The 19,479-nt window shown below is 44.2% G+C and carries 16 protein-coding genes (1 of these 16 cut by a window edge); 15 read left to right on the top strand and 1 reads right to left on the bottom strand.

All coding sequences use genetic code 11. The annotated features are described in order from the left end of the window. The first annotated feature begins 21 nt into the window (after positions 1-21). From RF007C_RS10855 to RF007C_RS10805, 11 genes are all read left to right on the top strand, one after another. Positions 22-1,116: a hypothetical protein gene (locus RF007C_RS10855; protein ID WP_037299812.1), complete on the top strand. Its 1,095-nt coding sequence runs from the start codon at positions 22-24 to the stop codon at positions 1,114-1,116. A 173-nt stretch (positions 1,117-1,289) separates the two neighbouring features. Continuing rightward, complete coding sequence (locus RF007C_RS10850) at positions 1,290-1,484, top strand: hypothetical protein (RefSeq protein ID WP_037299810.1); 195 nt, start codon at positions 1,290-1,292, stop codon at positions 1,482-1,484. Positions 1,485-1,689: 205 nt separating this feature from the next. Beyond that, the gene (locus RF007C_RS10845; RefSeq protein ID WP_037299807.1) at positions 1,690-2,745 is read left to right on the top strand and encodes a LacI family DNA-binding transcriptional regulator; all 1,056 of its coding nucleotides are present in this window, start codon (positions 1,690-1,692) and stop codon (positions 2,743-2,745) included. Further along, positions 2,735-3,274, top strand: coding sequence for a DUF5662 family protein (locus RF007C_RS10840; protein ID WP_019680166.1), 540 nt, complete (start codon positions 2,735-2,737; stop codon positions 3,272-3,274). The genes RF007C_RS10845 and RF007C_RS10840 overlap by 11 nt, the downstream gene beginning before the upstream one ends. Before the next feature lie 150 nt (positions 3,275-3,424). Next, positions 3,425-5,248, top strand: a complete 1,824-nt coding sequence (gene uvrC, locus RF007C_RS10835) for an excinuclease ABC subunit UvrC (RefSeq protein WP_037299804.1) — start codon at positions 3,425-3,427, stop codon at positions 5,246-5,248. Between the two features lie 533 nt (positions 5,249-5,781). Then, entirely contained in the window at positions 5,782-6,978 is a 1,197-nt protein-coding gene (locus RF007C_RS10830) for a type II secretion system F family protein (RefSeq protein ID WP_019680168.1), read from the top strand. A gap of 22 nt (positions 6,979-7,000) precedes the next feature. Beyond that, complete coding sequence (gene pilM / locus RF007C_RS10825) at positions 7,001-8,602, top strand: pilus assembly protein PilM (RefSeq protein ID WP_019680169.1); 1,602 nt, start codon at positions 7,001-7,003, stop codon at positions 8,600-8,602. Positions 8,603-8,604: 2 nt separating this feature from the next. After that, entirely contained in the window at positions 8,605-9,402 is a 798-nt protein-coding gene (locus RF007C_RS10820; protein ID WP_037299801.1) for a hypothetical protein, read from the top strand. Between the two features lie 67 nt (positions 9,403-9,469). Then, positions 9,470-12,301 (top strand): hypothetical protein, encoded by a 2,832-nt coding sequence (locus RF007C_RS10815; RefSeq protein ID WP_037299798.1) that lies wholly within the window; start codon positions 9,470-9,472, stop codon positions 12,299-12,301. A gap of 15 nt (positions 12,302-12,316) precedes the next feature. Continuing rightward, on the top strand, positions 12,317-12,808 hold the full coding sequence (locus RF007C_RS10810) for a PulJ/GspJ family protein (RefSeq protein ID WP_037299795.1): 492 nt from the start codon (positions 12,317-12,319) through the stop codon (positions 12,806-12,808). Positions 12,809-12,822: 14 nt separating this feature from the next. Beyond that, positions 12,823-13,896: a type II secretion system protein gene (locus RF007C_RS10805; protein WP_037299793.1), complete on the top strand. Its 1,074-nt coding sequence runs from the start codon at positions 12,823-12,825 to the stop codon at positions 13,894-13,896. Between the two features lie 69 nt (positions 13,897-13,965). On the opposite strand, the gene RF007C_RS10800 is transcribed toward RF007C_RS10805, so the two are convergent. Further along, positions 13,966-14,838: a prepilin peptidase gene (locus RF007C_RS10800; RefSeq protein WP_019680173.1), complete on the bottom strand. Its 873-nt coding sequence runs from the start codon at positions 14,836-14,838 to the stop codon at positions 13,966-13,968. 137 nt (positions 14,839-14,975) lie between these two features. On the opposite strand from RF007C_RS10800, the gene RF007C_RS10795 reads away from it, so the two are divergent. The 4 genes from RF007C_RS10795 to RF007C_RS16590 all read left to right on the top strand — a co-directional run. After that, complete coding sequence (locus RF007C_RS10795; RefSeq protein WP_019680174.1) at positions 14,976-16,658, top strand: GspE/PulE family protein; 1,683 nt, start codon at positions 14,976-14,978, stop codon at positions 16,656-16,658. A 32-nt stretch (positions 16,659-16,690) separates the two neighbouring features. Beyond that, positions 16,691-17,803, top strand: a complete 1,113-nt coding sequence (locus tag RF007C_RS10790; protein WP_019680175.1) for a type IV pilus twitching motility protein PilT — start codon at positions 16,691-16,693, stop codon at positions 17,801-17,803. A 493-nt stretch (positions 17,804-18,296) separates the two neighbouring features. Continuing rightward, the gene (locus RF007C_RS16595; RefSeq protein ID WP_051456637.1) at positions 18,297-18,815 is read left to right on the top strand and encodes a pilin; all 519 of its coding nucleotides are present in this window, start codon (positions 18,297-18,299) and stop codon (positions 18,813-18,815) included. A 201-nt stretch (positions 18,816-19,016) separates the two neighbouring features. Further along, a protein-coding gene (locus RF007C_RS16590) for a prepilin-type N-terminal cleavage/methylation domain-containing protein (RefSeq protein ID WP_051456636.1) crosses the window boundary here: on the top strand, positions 19,017-19,479 show its 5' portion. It continues 155 nt past the right edge of the window; the window shows 463 of its 618 coding nt (coding positions 1-463); its start codon is at positions 19,017-19,019; its stop codon lies beyond the right edge, outside the window.

Here is a 19,479-nt window from a genome sequence, read left to right as displayed (position 1 = left end):
TAAACGAAATGGGGAAAAATAATGGCAGAAAACAAGATCCTTGAAGATCTGAGAGCAAAGCTCACCGATTCTCTTGATGAGAATAACGACTTTCTCCGCAGTGAGGCAGAGCGCTTCGCAAAGGAGAAGAACATCGAGGGAGTTGCGGCAGCAACACAGCTTATTGCTGAGATAATGCCTCAGTCACAGAAGGACGAGGTCGAGAGACTTACCCATATGGACGGTATGCGCCTCGATCAGGTACAGGAAAAGATAGTTGCGCTGGTAGGCGAAAAGAAGCTGAATGAGGCTAAATCCCTTGCGGAGCGCCTCTACAAGAAGATCATCCTCGATTACAGCGAGGGCGAAAAGTCAAAATTCGTCTCTCTCAGAAATCCCTTTGAGGACAATCTTTATCAGCTGAGATACAAGTCGGACAAGGTGCTCAACCGTTCACCCTTCGACTTCGGAACCATGCTTACCACATACGCTTACATACTCGTTGAGACAGGCTCTCCTCTGGACGCTATACCCGTTCTCGAGAAGGCTATGGAGTACAATCCGCTGGACTGCGGCCCGAGATTTGAGCTGGCAGAGGTGTATAAGCTCCTGAAAAACAAGCGAATGCTCATTGAAACTACCAAGGAGACTCTCAAGGTGGCTTCTTCACCTGTGGCTATCGCAAGATGCTACGCTAATGTGGGATATTCTCTTACCGATATGGGCGAGTTTGACGACGCGGCTACATTCCTTACGGCAAGCGTGATGTTTGCGCCTCACCCTGCTATCCCCGCTGAGATGAGAGACCTTGCCCAGCGTAAGGGTTCTCCCATAAAGCAGCCCAACCGTGATGATATCATTGCGGTCATGAAAAAGTACGATATCCCCTTCGGTCCCAATGAGGACGTAATTTCGGTAGCTGCTCAGCTTGCTGCAAATTACCTTATGGAGAAGGATATACCCAATGCGCTTATGGCTCTGAAGCTTACCTATAACCTCACCCTCGATGAGGATATAAAGAAGCTGATACTCTCTTACGAGCCCAATGCTCAGCAGATAGTTCCCGGTCAGGAATCTGCAGAAGAGGGAAATAAGCCGAATATAACGCAGACGGTAAATAATGATCCCGAGGAATGATATCATGGCACTTCATTAAGTGAAGCGTCTGTTTAAGATCATAAAGCCATAGTGTTTCCGATACTGAGTCGGAGATGCTGTGGCTTTTCTGTTTGCTTTTATACTGCCTGCGGAAGTGCCGTATGTGCATAAAACCGTTTTTTACGCGCATAATAGTCTCGGGAGATGATTTTATGAAGAGAAAAAAGAACGATATACCCGTTCCAGAGCCCGACAAGAACGAGGAGTATCTCTGTCCGTCAGCTTCATGGGGGGATATGACGGGACTTATCCCTTATAATGCCGCAGAGGACACCTCTGAAAGCTCCTGCCGGGAGGCATATCCCTATCTGTCCGGATACGAAGGCAGAAAAGAAGAAAAAAGCTGAATCCGCGGAGGTACTGCCTCCGCGCTTTTTATGTTTTAGACAATAGAAACGCACAATAATTGACATTTCCTACAAAATTTTCAAAACTGCTTTATTTATCACTTAAACCATGATATAATATGTAAAGTTAATTTAATGTGCGGCTGCTTCTTATGCGGCTGAATCGGCGCAGGGATGTTACTGCTGCTTAAATATGGGGGAGAAAATGAAAAACGGTGTAAAAATGCTGGACATCGCTACCAAGCTGGGAGTAAGCGTGGTAACGGTCTCAAATGCTCTCGCAGGCCGTGACGGCGTAAGCGAGAAAATGAGGAGAAAGATTTGCGAAACTGCTGAGAAAATGGGCTATAAGCCTTCAAATACAAAGAGTGAGAAAAGGCGTATCGCCATACCAAAGATAGGAAAAAATGTTGGTATACTTACCTCGGAGCGCTTCGTGGGCGCAAGAGGTACTTTCTACTGGGAGCTGACTGCAAGTATATCCAATCAGCTTTCACAGCTTAATATATGCACGGTGTACGAGTGCGTTACCGCTGACAGCGAAAAGAACGCCATACTGCCGAATATGGTCACGGATAACAAGGTGGACGGCATTATCGTCATCGGACAGGTACACAGAAGCTACATAGAGTGTCTCAGCAAGCTGACCTGTCCGCTTATGTTCGTTGATTTCTACGACAACAGGTACAATATAGACTCCGTTATCTCGGACAGCTTCAACGGCGGATATATGCTTACGGATCATCTGGTCGCAAAGGGACACCGCAAGATCGGTTTTTTCGGTACTCTTAACGCTACAAGCAGCATCAATGACCGTTACCTCGGCTACGTCAAGTGCATAATGGAAAATGAGCTGGAATTCCGCAAGGAATGGATAATCGGAGACAGAAACGAGCGCGGTATACTCTTTGACAAGATAAATTTTCCCGAGGAAATGCCGACTGCCTTTGTCTGCAACTGCGACGAGACGGCTTTCAGAGTCATTTCCGCACTTAAATCCAAGGGCGTGCGTGTTCCCGAGGATATAAGCGTTGTGGGATATGATAATTATACGGTATCAAGCATATGTATACCCACGATAACTACCGTAGAGGTGGATCTGTCCAGAATGGCTGAGGTCTCAGTGGGCATAATGGCGAAAAAGCTGGCCGATCCCGGATATTCCGAGGGCAGGCGCATCATCAGCGGAAAGCTCATCGAAAAGGAAAGCGTCCTCGATATAAACGGAAGCTACAGTGAGGAGCGTTCTGATGCTGTTTAAAAATCTGATCGGACATCTGAGTACTGTACGTCAGCACAGAAAACAGGTGCTTATACACTGTATCAAAGCAGGTATACCACGGAGAGGTCTGGTGCACGATCTTTCCAAGTATTCTCCTACGGAATTCATCCCGGGGGTACGATACTTCCAGGGGGATCGCAGTCCGAATGAGCGTGAACGCGAGGTCTCGGGCTATTCAAGAGCATGGATGCACCATAAAGGCAGGAACCGTCACCATTTCGAGTACTGGACGGACTACAACATGACAACGAGACGCCTTGAACCTGTGAAAATGCCCGATATATTCATATTTGAGATGTTCTGCGACCGTGTTGCGGCTTCAAAGATATACAACAAGGGCAATTACAATGATTCCATGCCGCTGGAGTACTTCCTGCGTTCAAAGCATAAGAGGATCATAGAAAAGACTACATCGGCAAAGCTGGAGTTCCTGCTCACTATGCTCCGCGATAAGGGTGAGGAGGCTACCTTCAGGTATATCCGCAGACAGGTGAAGAAAAAGAAATAAGCGGGATCTGCTGCTGTTTTGTGCGGATACCGTCTTAAAGACAGATCTAAAGGATTCAGGGCGCACTTTGTGCGCCCCTACTAATCACTGACCGAATAAAACGGGGCGCCTGTGGGCGTCCTGTGTGTTTTCTGAGAAAGGGGAGCACATATGAACCCGAGATTACCTTATCTCCGCGAAAAGACCGCGAAGCTGACCTCTTCTCCCGGCGTATACATAATGCGGAAAAAGGACAGCTCCATAATCTATATCGGCAAGGCAAAGAACCTGCGCAACCGTGTCAGCAGCTACTTCCGCGAAAATCCCGACCATACGCCGAAGGTAGCCGCAATGGTGTCGAATGTATACGATTACGATTTCATAGTCACGGACAGTGAATATGAAGCTCTGCTGCTGGAATGCAGCCTCATAAAGCAGCATAAGCCCAAGTATAATATCCTGCTGAAGGACGACAAGGGCTACCATTATATACGTATCTCTGATGAGGAATATCCCCGTATCACCAACGAAAAGAATACAAAGCAGCCGGGACGCTATCTCGGTCCGTATACGAGCGGATTCATCACAAAAGAGGCGGTAAACGAGGCAAACCGCGTATTCATGCTGCCTACCTGCCGCAGAAAATTCCCTCAGGATTTCGGAAAGAGCCGCCCCTGCCTGAATTATCATATCAAGCAGTGCATGGGCGTCTGCCGTGGAAGGATAAGCGCGGGAGACTACCGTGAGGCAGTGGAACAGGCTGTGGAGTTCATCAGAAGCGGCAGCGCTCAGTCCGTTGAACGCATGGAGGCGGAGATGCTCCGCGCAGCCGATGAGCTGGATTTTGAAAAGGCTGCTATGCTCCGTGACAGGATAAATGCGGTAAAGAAGGCTTCTGAAAAGCAGAAAATAATCAACAGCGGCGTGGAGTCCGCAGATGTTATAGGTATCGCGGAATACAGCGGCGGTCTGTATGTTTCGGTGCTGATGTACCGCGAGGACAGGCTGTTTGACAAGGCTGTGTTCGAGTTTCCCCTCCCTGACGGCGGCGAGGATATACTCAGCCTGTTCATGATGCAGTTCTATTACAAAAAGCCCGATATTCCCAGAAATATCATAATTGACCATATCCCCGAGGACGACTTGCTCATCACGGAAATGCTGGAGGGACAGGCGGGCAGGAAGGTGAAGCTCCATGTGCCGCAGAAGGGCAGACAGCTGGAGCTGCTCAGACTTGCCAAGAACAACAGTGCGGAGTATGCCGCCATAAAGAATGACCGTACAGGCAAAGAGGTCATCGCACTGGAACAGCTGGGGCAGAGTCTGGGACTTGCCAAGCCGCCGCGATATATCGAGGCTTACGATATATCGAACCTTTCCTCGGAGTCGATGGTCGCGGGAATGGTCGTCTTTGAGGACGGCAGACCGCTGAAAAAGGCTTATAAGCGCTTTACCGTAAAGGAGCAGGAGCTTCAGAACGATTACGGAAGTATGCGGGAGGTGCTTAAAAGGAGACTTATGCACATAGTCACGGGAGAGGGGGACGAGTTCTTCACAAGGACTCCCGATCTTATACTCCTGGACGGCGGAAAAGGCCATGTCAATGCTGTAACTCCTCTTATGAAGGAGCTCGGACTGGATATACCCCTTTTCGGCATGGTCAAGGACGACAAGCACCGTACAAGGGCTATCGCCACAGGCGGCAGGGAAATACAGATAAACGGCCTGAGACAGGTCTTTGACCTTGTTACAAGGATACAGGACGAGGTCCACCGTTACTCAGTAAGCTTCATGCACCTGAAGCACAAGAAAAAGACATACAGCTCAGAACTGCTGAAAGTGCGCGGTATAGGCGAAAAGAAGGCGGCAAAGCTGTTTATGAAGTACAAGACCATTGCCAATCTGAGAGCGGCTTCCGCGGAGGAGCTGGCACAGACTGCAGGAGTCAGCACTGACGTTGCACAGGAACTGAAAAAGGTCATATCGGAGCTCTGAGAAATCTGTGGAATAATGGCTATAATAAAAATATATATTATAATAGTATACGGAATTATTTGCTCAAAAGCGGTGTGATTATGGTAAAAACTATAAACTTGTCCACAGTCTTCAACTCGTTTTTCGCCTAAAGACCGTAGTATTTTCAAGGGATAACGGTCAAAATGACTAAATTACAGTTAATGAAATTGCCGCAGTTTACAATTCTGTAAAAAAAAGATGAAAAAATGAGCTTTTATGTTGCAATTTAAAAGCGGGTGTGATATAATTATTGTGGAAGTTTAACAATGTTTGGTAGAGGTGTGCTGATACCATATATTGTGCTGCCTTCAGGCGTTTTGTTTTTGTAGAATAAAAGCCGTTCCCTGTAGCCAGTATTACCGTTTGTATAATTCTTGGTAAATATTGATAAAAAACGGTTGATTATTTATGTAAAAAAAGCGATTGAAAAGTAACTCTTAAAATGGTATAATTGTTATTATTAAGGCAGTGAGAAACGTTCATCACAAGTAATTAATTTTGGAGGTGGTTTCATGAAGAGTTATTCCTATATTGCTCAGGATGCGCGCGGCAAACAGACCAAGGGCATAATGAACGCGGAGAATGAGCAGGAATTCTTACAGAGAGCCAAGGAAAAAGGCTTGTATGTCAGGGATTTCAAGGAAGGCGATTCAGGTGACGGAAAATCGATCTACAAGTTTGGTACAAAGGAGCTTGCGTTCTGCTGCAGACAGCTCAGCGCCATGCTTACTTCAGGTCTCACACTTGTAAAAGCGATCGATATTCTTACCAAGGAACAGGAGAACGAAAAGGCGAGAGCCATATGGCAGGACGTCTACGAGAACGTGCAGAAGGGTGAATCATTCTCATCCACTCTCGAAATGCACGAAGGATCTTTCCCTCAATTCCTGATCTCAATGGTCGGTGCGGGCGAAAGTTCCGGTTCGCTGGACATTATCATGACACGTATGGCAGATCACTACCAGAAAGAAAACAAACTCAAGAACTCTATCAGAAGTGCTATGATCTATCCTATAATCCTTCTGGTACTCTGTATTGTAGTTGTTATCTTCCTCTTTACGTTTATCATGCCTGTATTTATTGAAATGTTTGATGACAAGAGCAAGATGCCCTTCCTCACGAAGGTCATGGCAGCAATCAGTGACTTCCTGACAAAGAGATGGTACATACTTCTTATCATAGTCGTTGCAGCTTTCTTCGGCTTCAGGTACGCTATGAAGATACCAAACTTCCGCAAGAAGGTACACAGAATGCTCATCAAGGGCCCCGGATTCGGTCCGCTCATTACAAAGATCTACACAGGAAGATTCGCAAGAACACTTTCTTCACTTTACTCCAGCGGTATCCCGATGGTAGAGTGCCTTGAAAGATCATCAGCTATACTCGGCAATTCGTATATCGATGAAAAATTCGAGAGCGTTATCGACGAGGTTAAACAGGGTGAGACACTTTCCTCAGCTATCACACGTACCGAGATATTTGAGCCTATGTTCTGCTCGGTTATATACGTTGGTGAGGAATCAGGTGCGCTTGACTCTATCCTCGAAAAAACATCAGACTATTATGAAGAAGAATCAGATGCCGCTGTTCAGCGACTGGTTGGTATCGTACAGCCTGTTCTTCTCATATTCATGGGACTTATCATAGGAATGGTAGTTATCGGCGTTTACCCCGCTCTCTACGGTTCACTGGAAGGTCTCGAAAACTAATAAGGAAAGGTGGAAAAGATAAATGCTTTCATTTGATATTACCGATAGAAATATACGAGTTGTTAAAGGCGTTGAGAGCAACGGAAAGATCAAGATCAGCTCCGCTGCAACAGTTAATGTAGAAGAGGGTTACATAGTTAACGGACACGTTAAGGATGTTCCCGCAGTTGCTACACTTATCAACAACGTTCTTAAGATGCACAGAATGCCTGATAAGGAGGCGATCGTTTCGATCTCGTCCAACCTTACGATCTTCAAGGAAATGACAGTTGCAAAGAGCAACAGAGGTCAGGATCTCCAGAAGACTGTTAAGATGCAGATGCAGGCTGAGCTCAATCTCGATGATTCATACAGCGTGTCATACATCATAGTTGGTGACGCAGACAGCAGCGAGGCAAGCGAGCCTTCATACAAGATACTCGCTACAGCCTGCCCCTATGAGATCGTTAACAGCTACAGAGAAGTGTTCAGACTCCTTTCAACTATCTCACTGAGATCAGTAATGATCGGATGCAACTGTATCACAAAGGTTCTTCTTGCTGATACAAAGATCAGATCCAAGATGCCGCTCCTTGCTGTACAGATCGACAACAACTTCATCTCCCTTAACCTCTATGAGCAGGGACAGCTTTCATTCTCACGTTTCGCTTCCATCGACGCAGCCGACTACGGTTACTCCGATGACTACGTTTTTGAAGCTGTAAACGAGAATATCTTCCGTATGCTTCAGTTCCACAGAAGCCGTAATACAGGAGAGTCCATAGAAAACGTTATCTTCTACGGAGATACACATGAGTACGTAAGACTTACAGACGAGCTCGAAAAACTCGACCTGAAGACAAGTCTTATCAACGTTCCTCCGCAGATTCACGGTCATGAAAATCTTGAGTTCTCACTTTACGCAAACGCTATCGGCGCTATGTTCAAGAGAAACAGAGAGATCGAGAAGATCAACCTTCTCGAAACTGATCTCGGAACAGCTGTAAAGAACAAGATCAAGAACGAGAGCTCGGGAAATATTGCAATGCTTGCAGCTCTTATCGGTTCAGCAGCTATCGTTGGTCTGGCATTCCTCGGATTTTTCCTCCGTGATCAGGGAATCAAGAGCGATATCAGAAAGTGCGACGAGTACCTGAACAGTGCAGATACACAGAACAAGCTTGCTCACCATAAGAAGCTCACAGAACTTCAGAAAGTAGTTGAGGCATACAATACAAAGATAAACAACGCAAGCGATGCTTATCTTTCAATGCCGAGCATTACCGGCGGCGCTTACGACGAGGTTGAAAAGATCCTTGAGGATACCTGTAAGGATGAAAAGATCGAGGAATTCAAGATCAAAGATCCCAGATATCAGGACGGAAAGCTCGCGTTCGCTGTTGAGTGTGACGTCAATAAAGACGAGTTTGCACAGAAGCTTCCTGCTAAGTTTGTCCAGAATCTCATTGACAGTGATATGTTCAAGGGTGCCGGTTACAGCGGATACCAGGTAGTTACAGTTGCTGATGAAGAGACTAAGGAAGAGAAGGATCAGATCCGTTTTGATTCTATGGTTACTCTTGTGGGTAACAAGAGCGCTTATCATCCCGTTGAAAGCGCTGATAAAGCAAAGGAGGCTGAATAAGAATGAAACTTACTTACAGAGATAAGATTGTAGCTGCGATACTCATCGCCATCGCTATATTGCTCATCGGCTTTTTTGCACTTATCAGGCCGACAATAAATCGCATAAAGGATGACAAGGCAATCCGTACGACCAGAATGGCGGAAAAGGAAAAGACAGAAAATACTATCGCTCAGATCCCCGGACTCAAGGAAAACATCATTAACATCTACACTGATACAACAAATACTGCAAGAGTATTTGTTCCACGTGAGGAGGTAAAGGATACTGCAGTGATCGACCAGACCATGCAGGACTTTGCTGATAAGACAAAGGTAACTCTCAAGAGTGTTGAGCTTGCAAATTCAACACTTGCACCTATCGATTATTACTATGAAGCTACAAGTGATACTTTTGTTGACCTTCGTAAGTCAGCCGATGTAAACGGTGACCTTCAGACTGAGTATGATGCTTCTGTAGCTGAAAGTACTTCTCTTACACAGAGAGCTAAGGAGTCTATCATCCAGACACAGTATGGCATAAAAGTTGAAGGTACAAAGAAAAATATCTATGATTACCTTGAAGAGCTTAAGAATTATGACAAGGCAATGGTTATCAATTCAGTAGCTATCACCGATTATACATTCGGTAAGAATGCGGCTGATGCTGCAAAGGTATCCCTTCCCGATTCAAAGGATGGCGAAAAGGTAGAAGTTTCAGCAGGTGAAGGTCAGAAGATCACTAATACCTCTGAAGCACAGATCGTAATTACACTTTATTCAGTATACGATATGCCCGAGCCTAATGTGGAGGCAAACTAAATACGAAGAAAACTCTACATCACACGCTATAGTTATTAAAAATATAACTTGAAAGGCGGTTAGAAAAATGAAAACAGAGAAGAAGAAAACATTACGCGGATCAGTGCTGTTTACAGTTGTATGTGTAATGGCATTGCTTATAATCTTTCTGACCGGTACACTGGCGCTTGCGTCTGCTGCTGGCAACCGAGCGCATAAGTCGTACTCGACGTCTCAGGCAAATTATACGGCAAGAGCTGCCATTGATTCATTTACTACAGCTATGTCGCGTGATCTCGGTCTGGAAGTAGCGGTCGAGAACCTCGGTTCAGGAACTCAGACTTCAATGCACCCAAAGGTTGTTATCAATGATAAGACTCTGGGTGAAGTAGGTTATTTTAATGGAAACACCTGGGTACCTGATCGTATCGAAGTAGCTGCAGTTCCGAATTCGGAAGGCTATGCTTTCTTTGATTCGGATGGTAACGGAGCTACATGGAATAAGACTGAGCTGGTAAGAGTTACTGCTACCTGTAAGGTAGGTAGGGAATTTGAGACAGTAACAGCTTATATACGCAAGCAGCCTGCAAGACAGGCTCCCAATAATCCCGGCGGCATCAACGGACTTCAGGAAGCAGGAGGTAATCACTTCCCCAACGGTGCTATTATTACCGGTGGTCTGGGTGTTGGTATCTCAAACGATGACCAGAATGAAGTTTTCCATACACATAACAAATCAAATGTTGAGACTACACTTACATACGTAAACGGATCTCTTTCAAGTGCTACAAGCGGATATAAATTCTGGGTGAAGAAGCCCCAGGATGATAGTAAGGCAACAAAGCCTTATTCACAGACTGTTATTGACGGAAATCTTTCGTTTACAAATAACAGCGGATTCTACCTTGACTATGAGATGCCCGGTGCTTATACTCAGAAGGATGTACCGTATCTCTTTGTAAATCAGGCTCTGTGTGGCCCGACATCATCAGGTGTAGAAGTTGTTAATGTAGATGCTCGTGTAAAGAATGCTGTTCCTCCGTTCAATATTTTTGCAGGAACAATGAAATTTAATGGACCTATTACAATGTATGCCGATCTTTATTTAATGGATAACAAAGATGGCAGTTCATACAATGTTATAGGCTATGATAACCAGGGAAGAAACGCCAGTTATGATATGACTGTCCAAAAGGGCGTGAATTACTTTGGTGGCCAGAACGGAAGTGGTAATAAGCTTTATGCCTGGACACGTTCGGTAGTTCAGAAGCAGGATACACAGTTCAACTCCGCAGGCGGAAGCATTTATTGCAAGGGTGATCTTAATCTTAGACAAGCAACTATATACGGTGACGTAAGAGTTGAAGGAAACTGCACAGTACAGGATGGTGTAACAATATACGGCAATCTGGTTGTTGGCGGCAATCTTGATTTACAGAGTGTACCGTCCATAATCGGCGGCAGCATTTATAGCAGCATCAGCTCAGGAAATGGTACAAGACAGATCAAGGATGGATATTCATGGCATGAAAATGAGATTCGTCCTGACTGTATCGAAGTTGCAAATGTAATGTATGAAAATACAGAGGTTCCTAACGTTGAAGAACGTTCGTCAGTAAAGATGGATCATGATCCTTGGCACAATGAGATCAGATATCCTGACGGAACTGTTGAAGACCTCGAATGGGGCACAAAGACCATTTATATCATGCCTAACGGTACTGATTATTATGAATTCAAACCTTATTACAGAACCGATGAAAACGGTTTCGATGATACATCAACAATCGTAGAAGGTCAGTATTCAAAGTATAAGGCTGATCCAAACGGAAATGTTACTTCGGATTCAACAGATAAGGATTCAACTTTCTACAGAAAGCCCACTGATATCGGCGGCGAGTATGTTGAGGTTGCTGAAAGAGATGCAAGAGGTTCTTTCTATCTGAAGGATTCAACAAATGAAGTTGTTCCGGAATCAGAGGCTGTAAGAAATGCAACATCATCAGATCTTTACAAGCCTGTATCGGATTATTTCCAGAAGACCGGACAGACATCTATTTATCCTACTAACATGGAAAGAGAAGTTATCTGGGGCAAGAAGGAAAATGGCAACTTTACAGTAACTGACCAGCCCGAGATGAAGCTCATAAAGAATCTTGATGAGGTAAGAGAAGATCTTCACTATGATGCAGAGCATGGTAGGTTTGAAACCGAGACATATCCTCATGAGCTCCCGGAAAACCTCCCTTATGCATTTAGCAACGGTCAGAAGACAAGCGTATGGGAAGACGGATATATAACCACTTCTTGTATTCTTGCTGATGAGTCTAATCCTGACAGCTATGTTGTTGATGAAACTATTAAAATCAAACCTGTCAATGAAGATATATGGATAGGTCTGAAAAATGTAACAATGAATGCAAATAACCCGGTCAATAATAAGCCTGCTTTTAAGGAGATCGTTTGTTATCCCGGCGGCGGTACTGTAAAGTTTATGATCGATGGAACTCTTACAATGAAAAATTCACTTATAAGAGCAAGCAACTTTACAGAAGGCTGTACAGTAAGATTTGACGATACATGGGGTATGGAGTTCTACGCTACCGAAGATGCTGATCTTGATATGGATAACAATTGTACATTTACCGGTACATTCAAGGCACCTACGCTGACAATACACAATAAGTGCGGTGGTAAATGGGCTGTAAAGTATATAGACGAGTATGGTACTATATGGCCTAAGCCGGGCGACGGTGAGTTAATGCCTGTTATTATAGGAAGTGCTCTTGTTGAAAAGGTTACAGAAGCACAGAATGATTTCAGCGTTATCAACTCTGGCGGCGGCGGAAACCAGAACAATAATAATGTTATCAGAGGTCAGAGACACTGGTATCAGGTTTCGTACTATATGGGCGTATAAAGGAGGAGTGTTCTTATGAAAAAAAGCAGAAAGAAGCTCAAGGGCATGACTCTTATCGAAATGATCATTTCAATTGCAATTTTTGCTATGATGGGCAGTCTGCTCGTACTGGTAGGAATGCATATTGATTCTGCAAATAAGGCTTCAAACAGTCTTAGGAACAAGATAGTTGAAGAGTCTCCTTATGCAGCTAATCATGTGACGAAGTATAATGATTCCACAAATACTCTCAAGGATATTTCTACTGCAAATCTCGCGATAACAGTCGAGCAGGATGATATACCCGGAGTGTTTGAAAATGAAGAATATATTGATCCAAATGATCCTTCAAAAGGAACTCATAAGGTTCAGTATAATCTTAATACCAAGGTTGATATGACTGCAAAGAAGTATCAGACCAGAGATGTCCTTCTCGATGGTAAGACACCGACTCAGAAAAATGAGATTCTGAACGGAGCAAATTCAAATCTTAATCTTGAATTCTTCGAGATCGATGACCTACCTTGAATGGAGGCGATACTATGAATAGAAAAGTTAAAAAGGGTTTTACCCTTGTAGAGCTTATAGTAGTTATGGCGATCTTCTCCATTCTTATGGTCGGTGTTATGGCAATTACAAAGCCTGTCTCGGCAATATTCAGAAATACGTCGATCTCAGAGAAGACTTATTCCTACGCAAATAATATTCAGACTTACCTTCAGGGCAAACTTGAATATTCTGAAAACATCATTGTTGCTACAACAAGTAATATGGACACAGACGGTGATGGCGATGTTGACGATGCTGATATTGCAGCTTGGGCTGAAAGGTATCGCGCATCACATTACCAGCCTACAATAGGCGGTAATCAGATGTCAGCTGTTGGATATAACGGTCATGATGTAGTTTATCTTAAGGGTAAGGTTCATGTTCTTCGTCTTTTAAATAATGATGACACGACATTAAATTTAAAACGCGGAGAAATAACACATCGTGTTTTTGATTTCGATACAAAAACACCGATCGCTACATTAGCGCCATACCCTGCTGAGAAATCTGAGCTCAATCCCGCATTCTTTGATGCTCAGGATTCAGCATATAACTTCAGTTATGCTCTTGGTGCTTCAAACCTTACGGTGGTACCTACACCTACTGGCGGCGACAGCAATGAGATTTACAGAGCTCTTGATAAGGATTATGAAAATGATAATTCCGGTATAAATGCAAATAAGCTTGATCTTACGATCGTACTGGATAAGAAAACCGGTGGTTCTGTAGATGAGACACGAGTAAAGAATTCATCAACTTTCAGCTACAGAGCCTTCAGAAGTCCTGTTGCTATACAGATAGCAAATCTCCCGCTTACGAATATAGCCGCAAGAAACAGAAGAATTGCTACACCTGTTGGCGTTGCAAGACCATTATTCAACAACTCAACAAAGGTAGTTACGGAAGCAGATCCTTCTGATGCTGTACAGTGTGGAAAGGGATTTGCATGGGGAGATCAGTATTTTAGTAATACTGTTTTGCCACCTAAGGTAGACTTTGATGATGATATTTACTTCATCTATTCCTACACAGATGAGATTGAGCTTTCAAGTTTAGTTGCAAACTGAGAAAATCTCATAAATATGTAAAAAAACAGGCAGCAGTTTTATGCTGCTGCCTGTACTTTATTTTATTGATTATTCATGCGGCATCAAGCTTATGTACCACTGAGCTATCTGATTGCCCCAGAGTGCTCCCGCTGCAATACCAATTGCAAGGAAGGGGCCAAAAGCAAATTTTGAGTCTTTGGTGACTGCTTTGACTATCAGTCCTCCAAGGGCTGCAGCAAGTATACCAATGAATGTTGAAGCGATAACAGCTTGTGTTCCGAGAAACGCACCTGCAGCGAACATCAGCATACTGTCTCCCAGTTCTATCGCTCTGAAGTCCTCACCGAACTTCTTACGTATGATTGGACGGCTGACTTCACCGATTATAAAGAACGGGACGCTGATGATAAATGCTCCGATTATACGGCTTTTCAGAGTAACATCTTCATTCTCGCGGGAGTAGAAAAGATGCAGGGGGATCGCAAGGATAAGTATTACAGCCACCATGCTGACGTATATGTCCTTTGTATCCCAGTCGATAAATCCTATAACGATAAGGAACGACATAAGAACGCAGGTTATTATGGATTTAACATTAATGTCCAGAACAAAAAACGTCAGAACGTAGAGAAGACCGTTAAGTGCCTCTACAATCGGATAGCGCGGAGAGATCTTCTGACCGCAGCTATGACATTTTCCTCTCAGCATAAGCCAGCTGAAAACCGGGATAAGGTCGATAGGTCTGATCTTTGCACCGCAGGTCATGCAGTGCGAGGCTTTTTCCTTGTCTTCCTTGCTTCCGCCTATGCCGAGTACCGATTCACCGGCAGGAAGTCTGTAAATGACAACGTTAAGGAAGCTTCCGACACATATGCCGAAAAGGAAAATAATGACGTAAAACATGATCTTGAATGGCAGCTCGGTAAATTCACTGTGGAGCATATCTTCAAAGCCGAACATGATTTTACCCCTCCTTCATATTTAAAATGTACATAATATTATTATAACATAAATTATGGAAAATTCAAGTAAAATTTTAGAATATCGGGCTGTATGACGGATACGGCGGATATTCAGAAAATAAGCGGAGGTTTTTTATGAGAAACGAGAGAATTGGTGACTACTTAGTCAATCAAGGGCTGATCACAAGCGAACAGCTTCAGCAGGTTCTTGACGCCCAGAAAGCATCAAACGGTTCGAAGAAATTCGGTGACGTTGTAGTTGAACTGGGATTCATGTCTGAAGTAAACTTCGCAAAGGCACTGGCTGGAAACCTGAGAGTACAGTATGTTGACCTTGACAATGTTGAGATCAATACTGAAGCGGTACAGATGGTTCCCGAAGCTCTGGCAAGAAAGCATACCGTTATCGCTATCAATGTACAGGGCAAACGTCTTACAGTTGCAACCAACGATCCTGTAAACTTCATCGTACTTGAAGATATCAAGGTGTCAACAGGTATGGATACAGTTCCTGTGCTTGCAACAACTTCAGCTATCAACAAGGCTATCGGTAAGTGCTACTCAATGCAGAACGTTGACAGCGTTCTCGAGGGTGTTGCCGGAATGGGCGGCGACCTCGGTGAAATGAGTGAGGCAGACCTCGAGTCCAAGGACAGAGTTGAGAGTGCTCCTATCGTTAAGCTTGCTACAACTATCGTAGAAAACTCATACAGAGCAGACGCTACCGATATTCATATCGAGCCCTTTGATAAGTATACAAGGATCCGTATCCGTGTAAACGGCGATCTCGTTGAACTCATGAATATTTCCAGTGCTGTTCACAGCGCACTTACCACACGTTTCAAGCTTATCAGCGGAATGAACATCGCTGAGAAGAGAATACCTCAGGACGGCCGTTTCACACAGGTCGTTGACGGTACAACTCTTGACGTCCGTGTATCTTCACTTCCTATGGTACACGGTGAAAAGATCGTTATCCGAATTCTTTCAACAGGACAGATCGCACTCCGTAAGATCACTGATCTGGGTATGTCCGATTATAACTATACACTGTTTGAGTCAATGCTGAGAGTTCCTCACGGCGTTATCCTCGTAACAGGACCTACCGGTTCCGGTAAAACAACCACTCTTTACGCTGCTCTCGGTGAGATCGCTAAGCCTAATGTAAACGTTGTTACCGTTGAGGACCCTGTCGAAAAAGCTATCGACGGAATCAATCAGTGTCAGGTTAATATGAAGGCCGGCATGACCTTTGCCGCAGCCCTCCGTTCTATCCTCCGTCAGGACCCTGACGTAGTAATGATCGGAGAGATGCGTGATACCGAGACAGCTGACATCGGTATCCGCGCCGCTATCACAGGTCACTTGGTTCTCTCCACACTTCATACCAACGACGCTGCTTCCACTGTTGTTCGTCTGGTTGATATGGGCGTTGCTCCTTACATGGTCGCTACTTCACTTATCGGCGTTATCGCTCAGCGACTTGTCAAGGTTCTCTGCCCTGATTGTAAGAAGCCGAGAATGACAACTCCCGAAGAAAACGAGCTTATGGGTCTGGATCATTCAATACAGATCTTCGAGCCCGGCGGATGCCCTGCCTGCAATAACACAGGTTACAGAGGCAGAACCGCTATACATGAGATAATTCACTGTACTACAAAGGTTTCATCCATTATCGCAGGCGGCGGTACTAAGGAACAGATCGAAGCAGCTGCAAGGGAACAGGGTACAAAGCTGCTCCGTGACAACGCTTCCGAGCTGGTACAGGCCGGCGAAACATCCATCGATGAGCTTGTAAGAGCAACATACACAGTATAATGGTTTGTACCTAAATAGGGAGGATAATAAATATGGCAATCGAAATTCATAGAATACTTGACGAGGTCAGACTCCTCGGCTGTTCGGACCTTCATTTTACAGACAGGATCGCTCCTGTTGTACGTCTCAACGGTACACTGAGAACCATGCGTTCACAGTATCCCGAAATGGACGAGGAGGAAATACTCAATATCGTTCATCAAATGACTAACGACGCACAGCAGACAAGTGTAAACAACCATCACGATACCGATTTCTCGTTCACAACAAGAAGCGGCTACCGTCACCGTGTAAATGTATACTTCCAGAAGGGCAAGCCCGCAATCGCTATCCGTCTTCTGAGAAATGATATACCTACTCTTGAGGACCTCGGACTTCCTCCGATACTTGCTGATTTCGCAATGCGTCCCCGTGGACTGGTTCTCGTAACAGGTCCTACCGGTTCAGGTAAGTCTACTACCCTGGCTGCTATGATCGACTTCGTTAACCTTAACAGAAGTGCTCACGTTATCACAGTTGAGGATCCTATCGAGTACGTTCACGAGCATAAGAGATGTATGGTAAACCAGAGAGAGATCGGCGATGACGTTCCGTCATTCGCACTCGCGCTCAGAGCTGCCCTCCGTGAGGACCCCGATGTTATCCTCGTAGGAGAAATGCGTGACTTCGAGACTATCCAGGCTGCCGTAACCGCTGCCGAAACAGGACATCTCGTTATGTCAACACTTCATACAACATCTGCAGCTGATACCATCAACCGTATCATCGACGTTTACCCCGAGCATCAGCAGCAGCAGATCAGAACACAGCTGGCTAACAACCTCGTTGCTGTTATCTCTCAGACACTTATTCCTAAGAGAGACGGTTCGGGACGTATCGCTGTAATGGAAATACTTAACTGTACAGACGCTATTTCCGCTATGATCCGTGATAACAAGATCCACCTTGTACAGTCTGCTATTCAGACAGGTAAGCAGCAGGGCATGATGTCTCTGGACATGGAGCTCGCAAGACTGGTATACAAGAATGTTATCAACGAGGTAGACGCTCTCGAGAAGTGCCTCGACAAGCAGGAATTCTATCGTTTCCTCTCTCAGATGGGCGGAGCAAGACCTGCAGGTATGCCAACAGGTATGCCCGGCTGATAAAACCGAAAAAATTTCCCGTCGGACCTTTTGTCCGACGGTTATTTTTTTAGGATACCATTTATATAATAAGGAAGAAAACTTTCAGGAAAAATTTTTCCGTGAAAAATAAAAAACCGGATAAAAAAACATCAAAAAAATCTTTCAAAGCAAAAAAATTTCTTGAAAAAAGGGGCATATAATACTCAAAATACCCCTATACGAAAAGTATAATTAACTGTGAATATAACAAAAACAAGATAAATGAGTTACATTATTCACAAAAACTTGTGCAGTTCGACGAAAACGCTAAAAAAAATGTGCCTATTTACCGTTCTAATGTAAAAAGTGCCTTGATATATGGATTTTTTTTAAAAAACTGTTGACATTATGTGAATAAGGTGGTATACTATAATCACAGGGAAGGGAAAGGGAGATCAAAAATCCCTGAACCTAAAAATTGAGTGAAAGCAAAGGACTTTCACAAATCTATATTTTTAAGGAGGGTTTTCTTATGAAAACTACAAAGAAAGGCTTTACACTTATTGAGCTCATCGTTGTTATCGCTATCATCGGTGTTCTCGCAGCAATCCTCGTTCCTTCAATGCTTGGTTACGTTAAGAAGTCAAAGGTTTCTTCAGCTAACTCAACAGCAAGCACACTTCAGAAGGCTATCAACACAACTCTGATCGAGCTTGATGAAGAGACACAGGACGCTGGCAGCGTTACAGGTATCGACCACACAAAGAACGCTAACACATGTACAGTTAACGGCACAAATCTTCCTACTGGTATCACTGGTGCTACAGTATGGACAAAGATCAAGAACTACATGGAGAAGGCTACAAAGCTTGAGTTCAAAGCACAGTGCGAAGGCGCAGCTTGTACAGCAGTTGCAGTTGCTCTTGACAACACATACACAGGTACTTGCCCTGGTGGTGTAGTTACAGTTGATAACTACAAGTCATACAAGCTCTCAGTTAACAATGCTCTGACAAATGCTCTCAATGCAGCAGCTGCTAAGGCATCGTAATCAAGAGTTTCTTGAATTGAAAATAATGCTCCTTCCTCACGGAGGGAGCATTTTTTTACAAGAACCTTTAGGCGAAAATGATTGGCTAAATGCACAATAAACAGGCTGAAAAATTGTCGCCGACGTTTCATTTTATTATTGACAAAAAATGAACTTTTTGATATAATATAAATGAAAATTGATTTAGGAGGTGCATTTTCCGTGAAGACAAATAAGACCAAAAAGGGCTTTACTTTGATGGAGCTCGTTGTGGTTCTTGCGATCCTGGGAATCCTTCTTGCTATTATTGTACCTTCTTGGGGGTATTTTCTGAGAAGAGCTCGAGAAAGATCAGCTAATGCAAAGGCGAAGATTGTTTTCAATGCTGCTCAGACCGAGATAACAAGGATTAGTATGAAAGAAAGACCTGACCTCAACCTTTCAAAGGACAGCACTGCTGATTCTCAAAAGAGGGCAGATGCCGCTGCAAGGCTTTATGTTGGTGAGGGCGATTTCTATTTCTACTGGAACAGCACTACACATACTGGTTATAAAACCAATGCTGCGGGTACGCAGGGTGCTGTAGCAACTGATGCCAATAATAATAATTCGCTTTCGCGTGCAATTAATAATATCAATAATAATGGCGAAGGTTTCTATAAGATCTATGTAAAAGATTATAATG

The sequence above is a fragment of the Ruminococcus flavefaciens 007c genome (assembly GCF_000571935.1).
Lineage (GTDB): Bacteria > Bacillota > Clostridia > Oscillospirales > Ruminococcaceae > Ruminococcus > Ruminococcus flavefaciens_F.
The sequence above is the reverse complement of the archived record's forward strand: the minus strand, read 5'-3'. Positions and strand labels throughout refer to the sequence as shown.

Coding starts and splice junctions, on each gene's coding strand:
- RF007C_RS10855 (WP_037299812.1), top strand. CDS start 22: ATGGCAGAAAACAAGATCCTTGAAGATCTGAGAGCAAAGCTCACCGAT.
- RF007C_RS10850 (WP_037299810.1), top strand. CDS start 1,290: ATGAAGAGAAAAAAGAACGATATACCCGTTCCAGAGCCCGACAAGAAC.
- RF007C_RS10845 (WP_037299807.1), top strand. CDS start 1,690: ATGAAAAACGGTGTAAAAATGCTGGACATCGCTACCAAGCTGGGAGTA.
- RF007C_RS10840 (WP_019680166.1), top strand. CDS start 2,735: ATGCTGTTTAAAAATCTGATCGGACATCTGAGTACTGTACGTCAGCAC.
- uvrC (WP_037299804.1), top strand. CDS start 3,425: ATGAACCCGAGATTACCTTATCTCCGCGAAAAGACCGCGAAGCTGACC.
- RF007C_RS10830 (WP_019680168.1), top strand. CDS start 5,782: ATGAAGAGTTATTCCTATATTGCTCAGGATGCGCGCGGCAAACAGACC.
- pilM (WP_019680169.1), top strand. CDS start 7,001: ATGCTTTCATTTGATATTACCGATAGAAATATACGAGTTGTTAAAGGC.
- RF007C_RS10820 (WP_037299801.1), top strand. CDS start 8,605: ATGAAACTTACTTACAGAGATAAGATTGTAGCTGCGATACTCATCGCC.
- RF007C_RS10815 (WP_037299798.1), top strand. CDS start 9,470: ATGAAAACAGAGAAGAAGAAAACATTACGCGGATCAGTGCTGTTTACA.
- RF007C_RS10810 (WP_037299795.1), top strand. CDS start 12,317: ATGAAAAAAAGCAGAAAGAAGCTCAAGGGCATGACTCTTATCGAAATG.
- RF007C_RS10805 (WP_037299793.1), top strand. CDS start 12,823: ATGAATAGAAAAGTTAAAAAGGGTTTTACCCTTGTAGAGCTTATAGTA.
- RF007C_RS10800 (WP_019680173.1), bottom strand. CDS start 14,838: ATGTTCGGCTTTGAAGATATGCTCCACAGTGAATTTACCGAGCTGCCA.
- RF007C_RS10795 (WP_019680174.1), top strand. CDS start 14,976: ATGAGAAACGAGAGAATTGGTGACTACTTAGTCAATCAAGGGCTGATC.
- RF007C_RS10790 (WP_019680175.1), top strand. CDS start 16,691: ATGGCAATCGAAATTCATAGAATACTTGACGAGGTCAGACTCCTCGGC.
- RF007C_RS16595 (WP_051456637.1), top strand. CDS start 18,297: ATGAAAACTACAAAGAAAGGCTTTACACTTATTGAGCTCATCGTTGTT.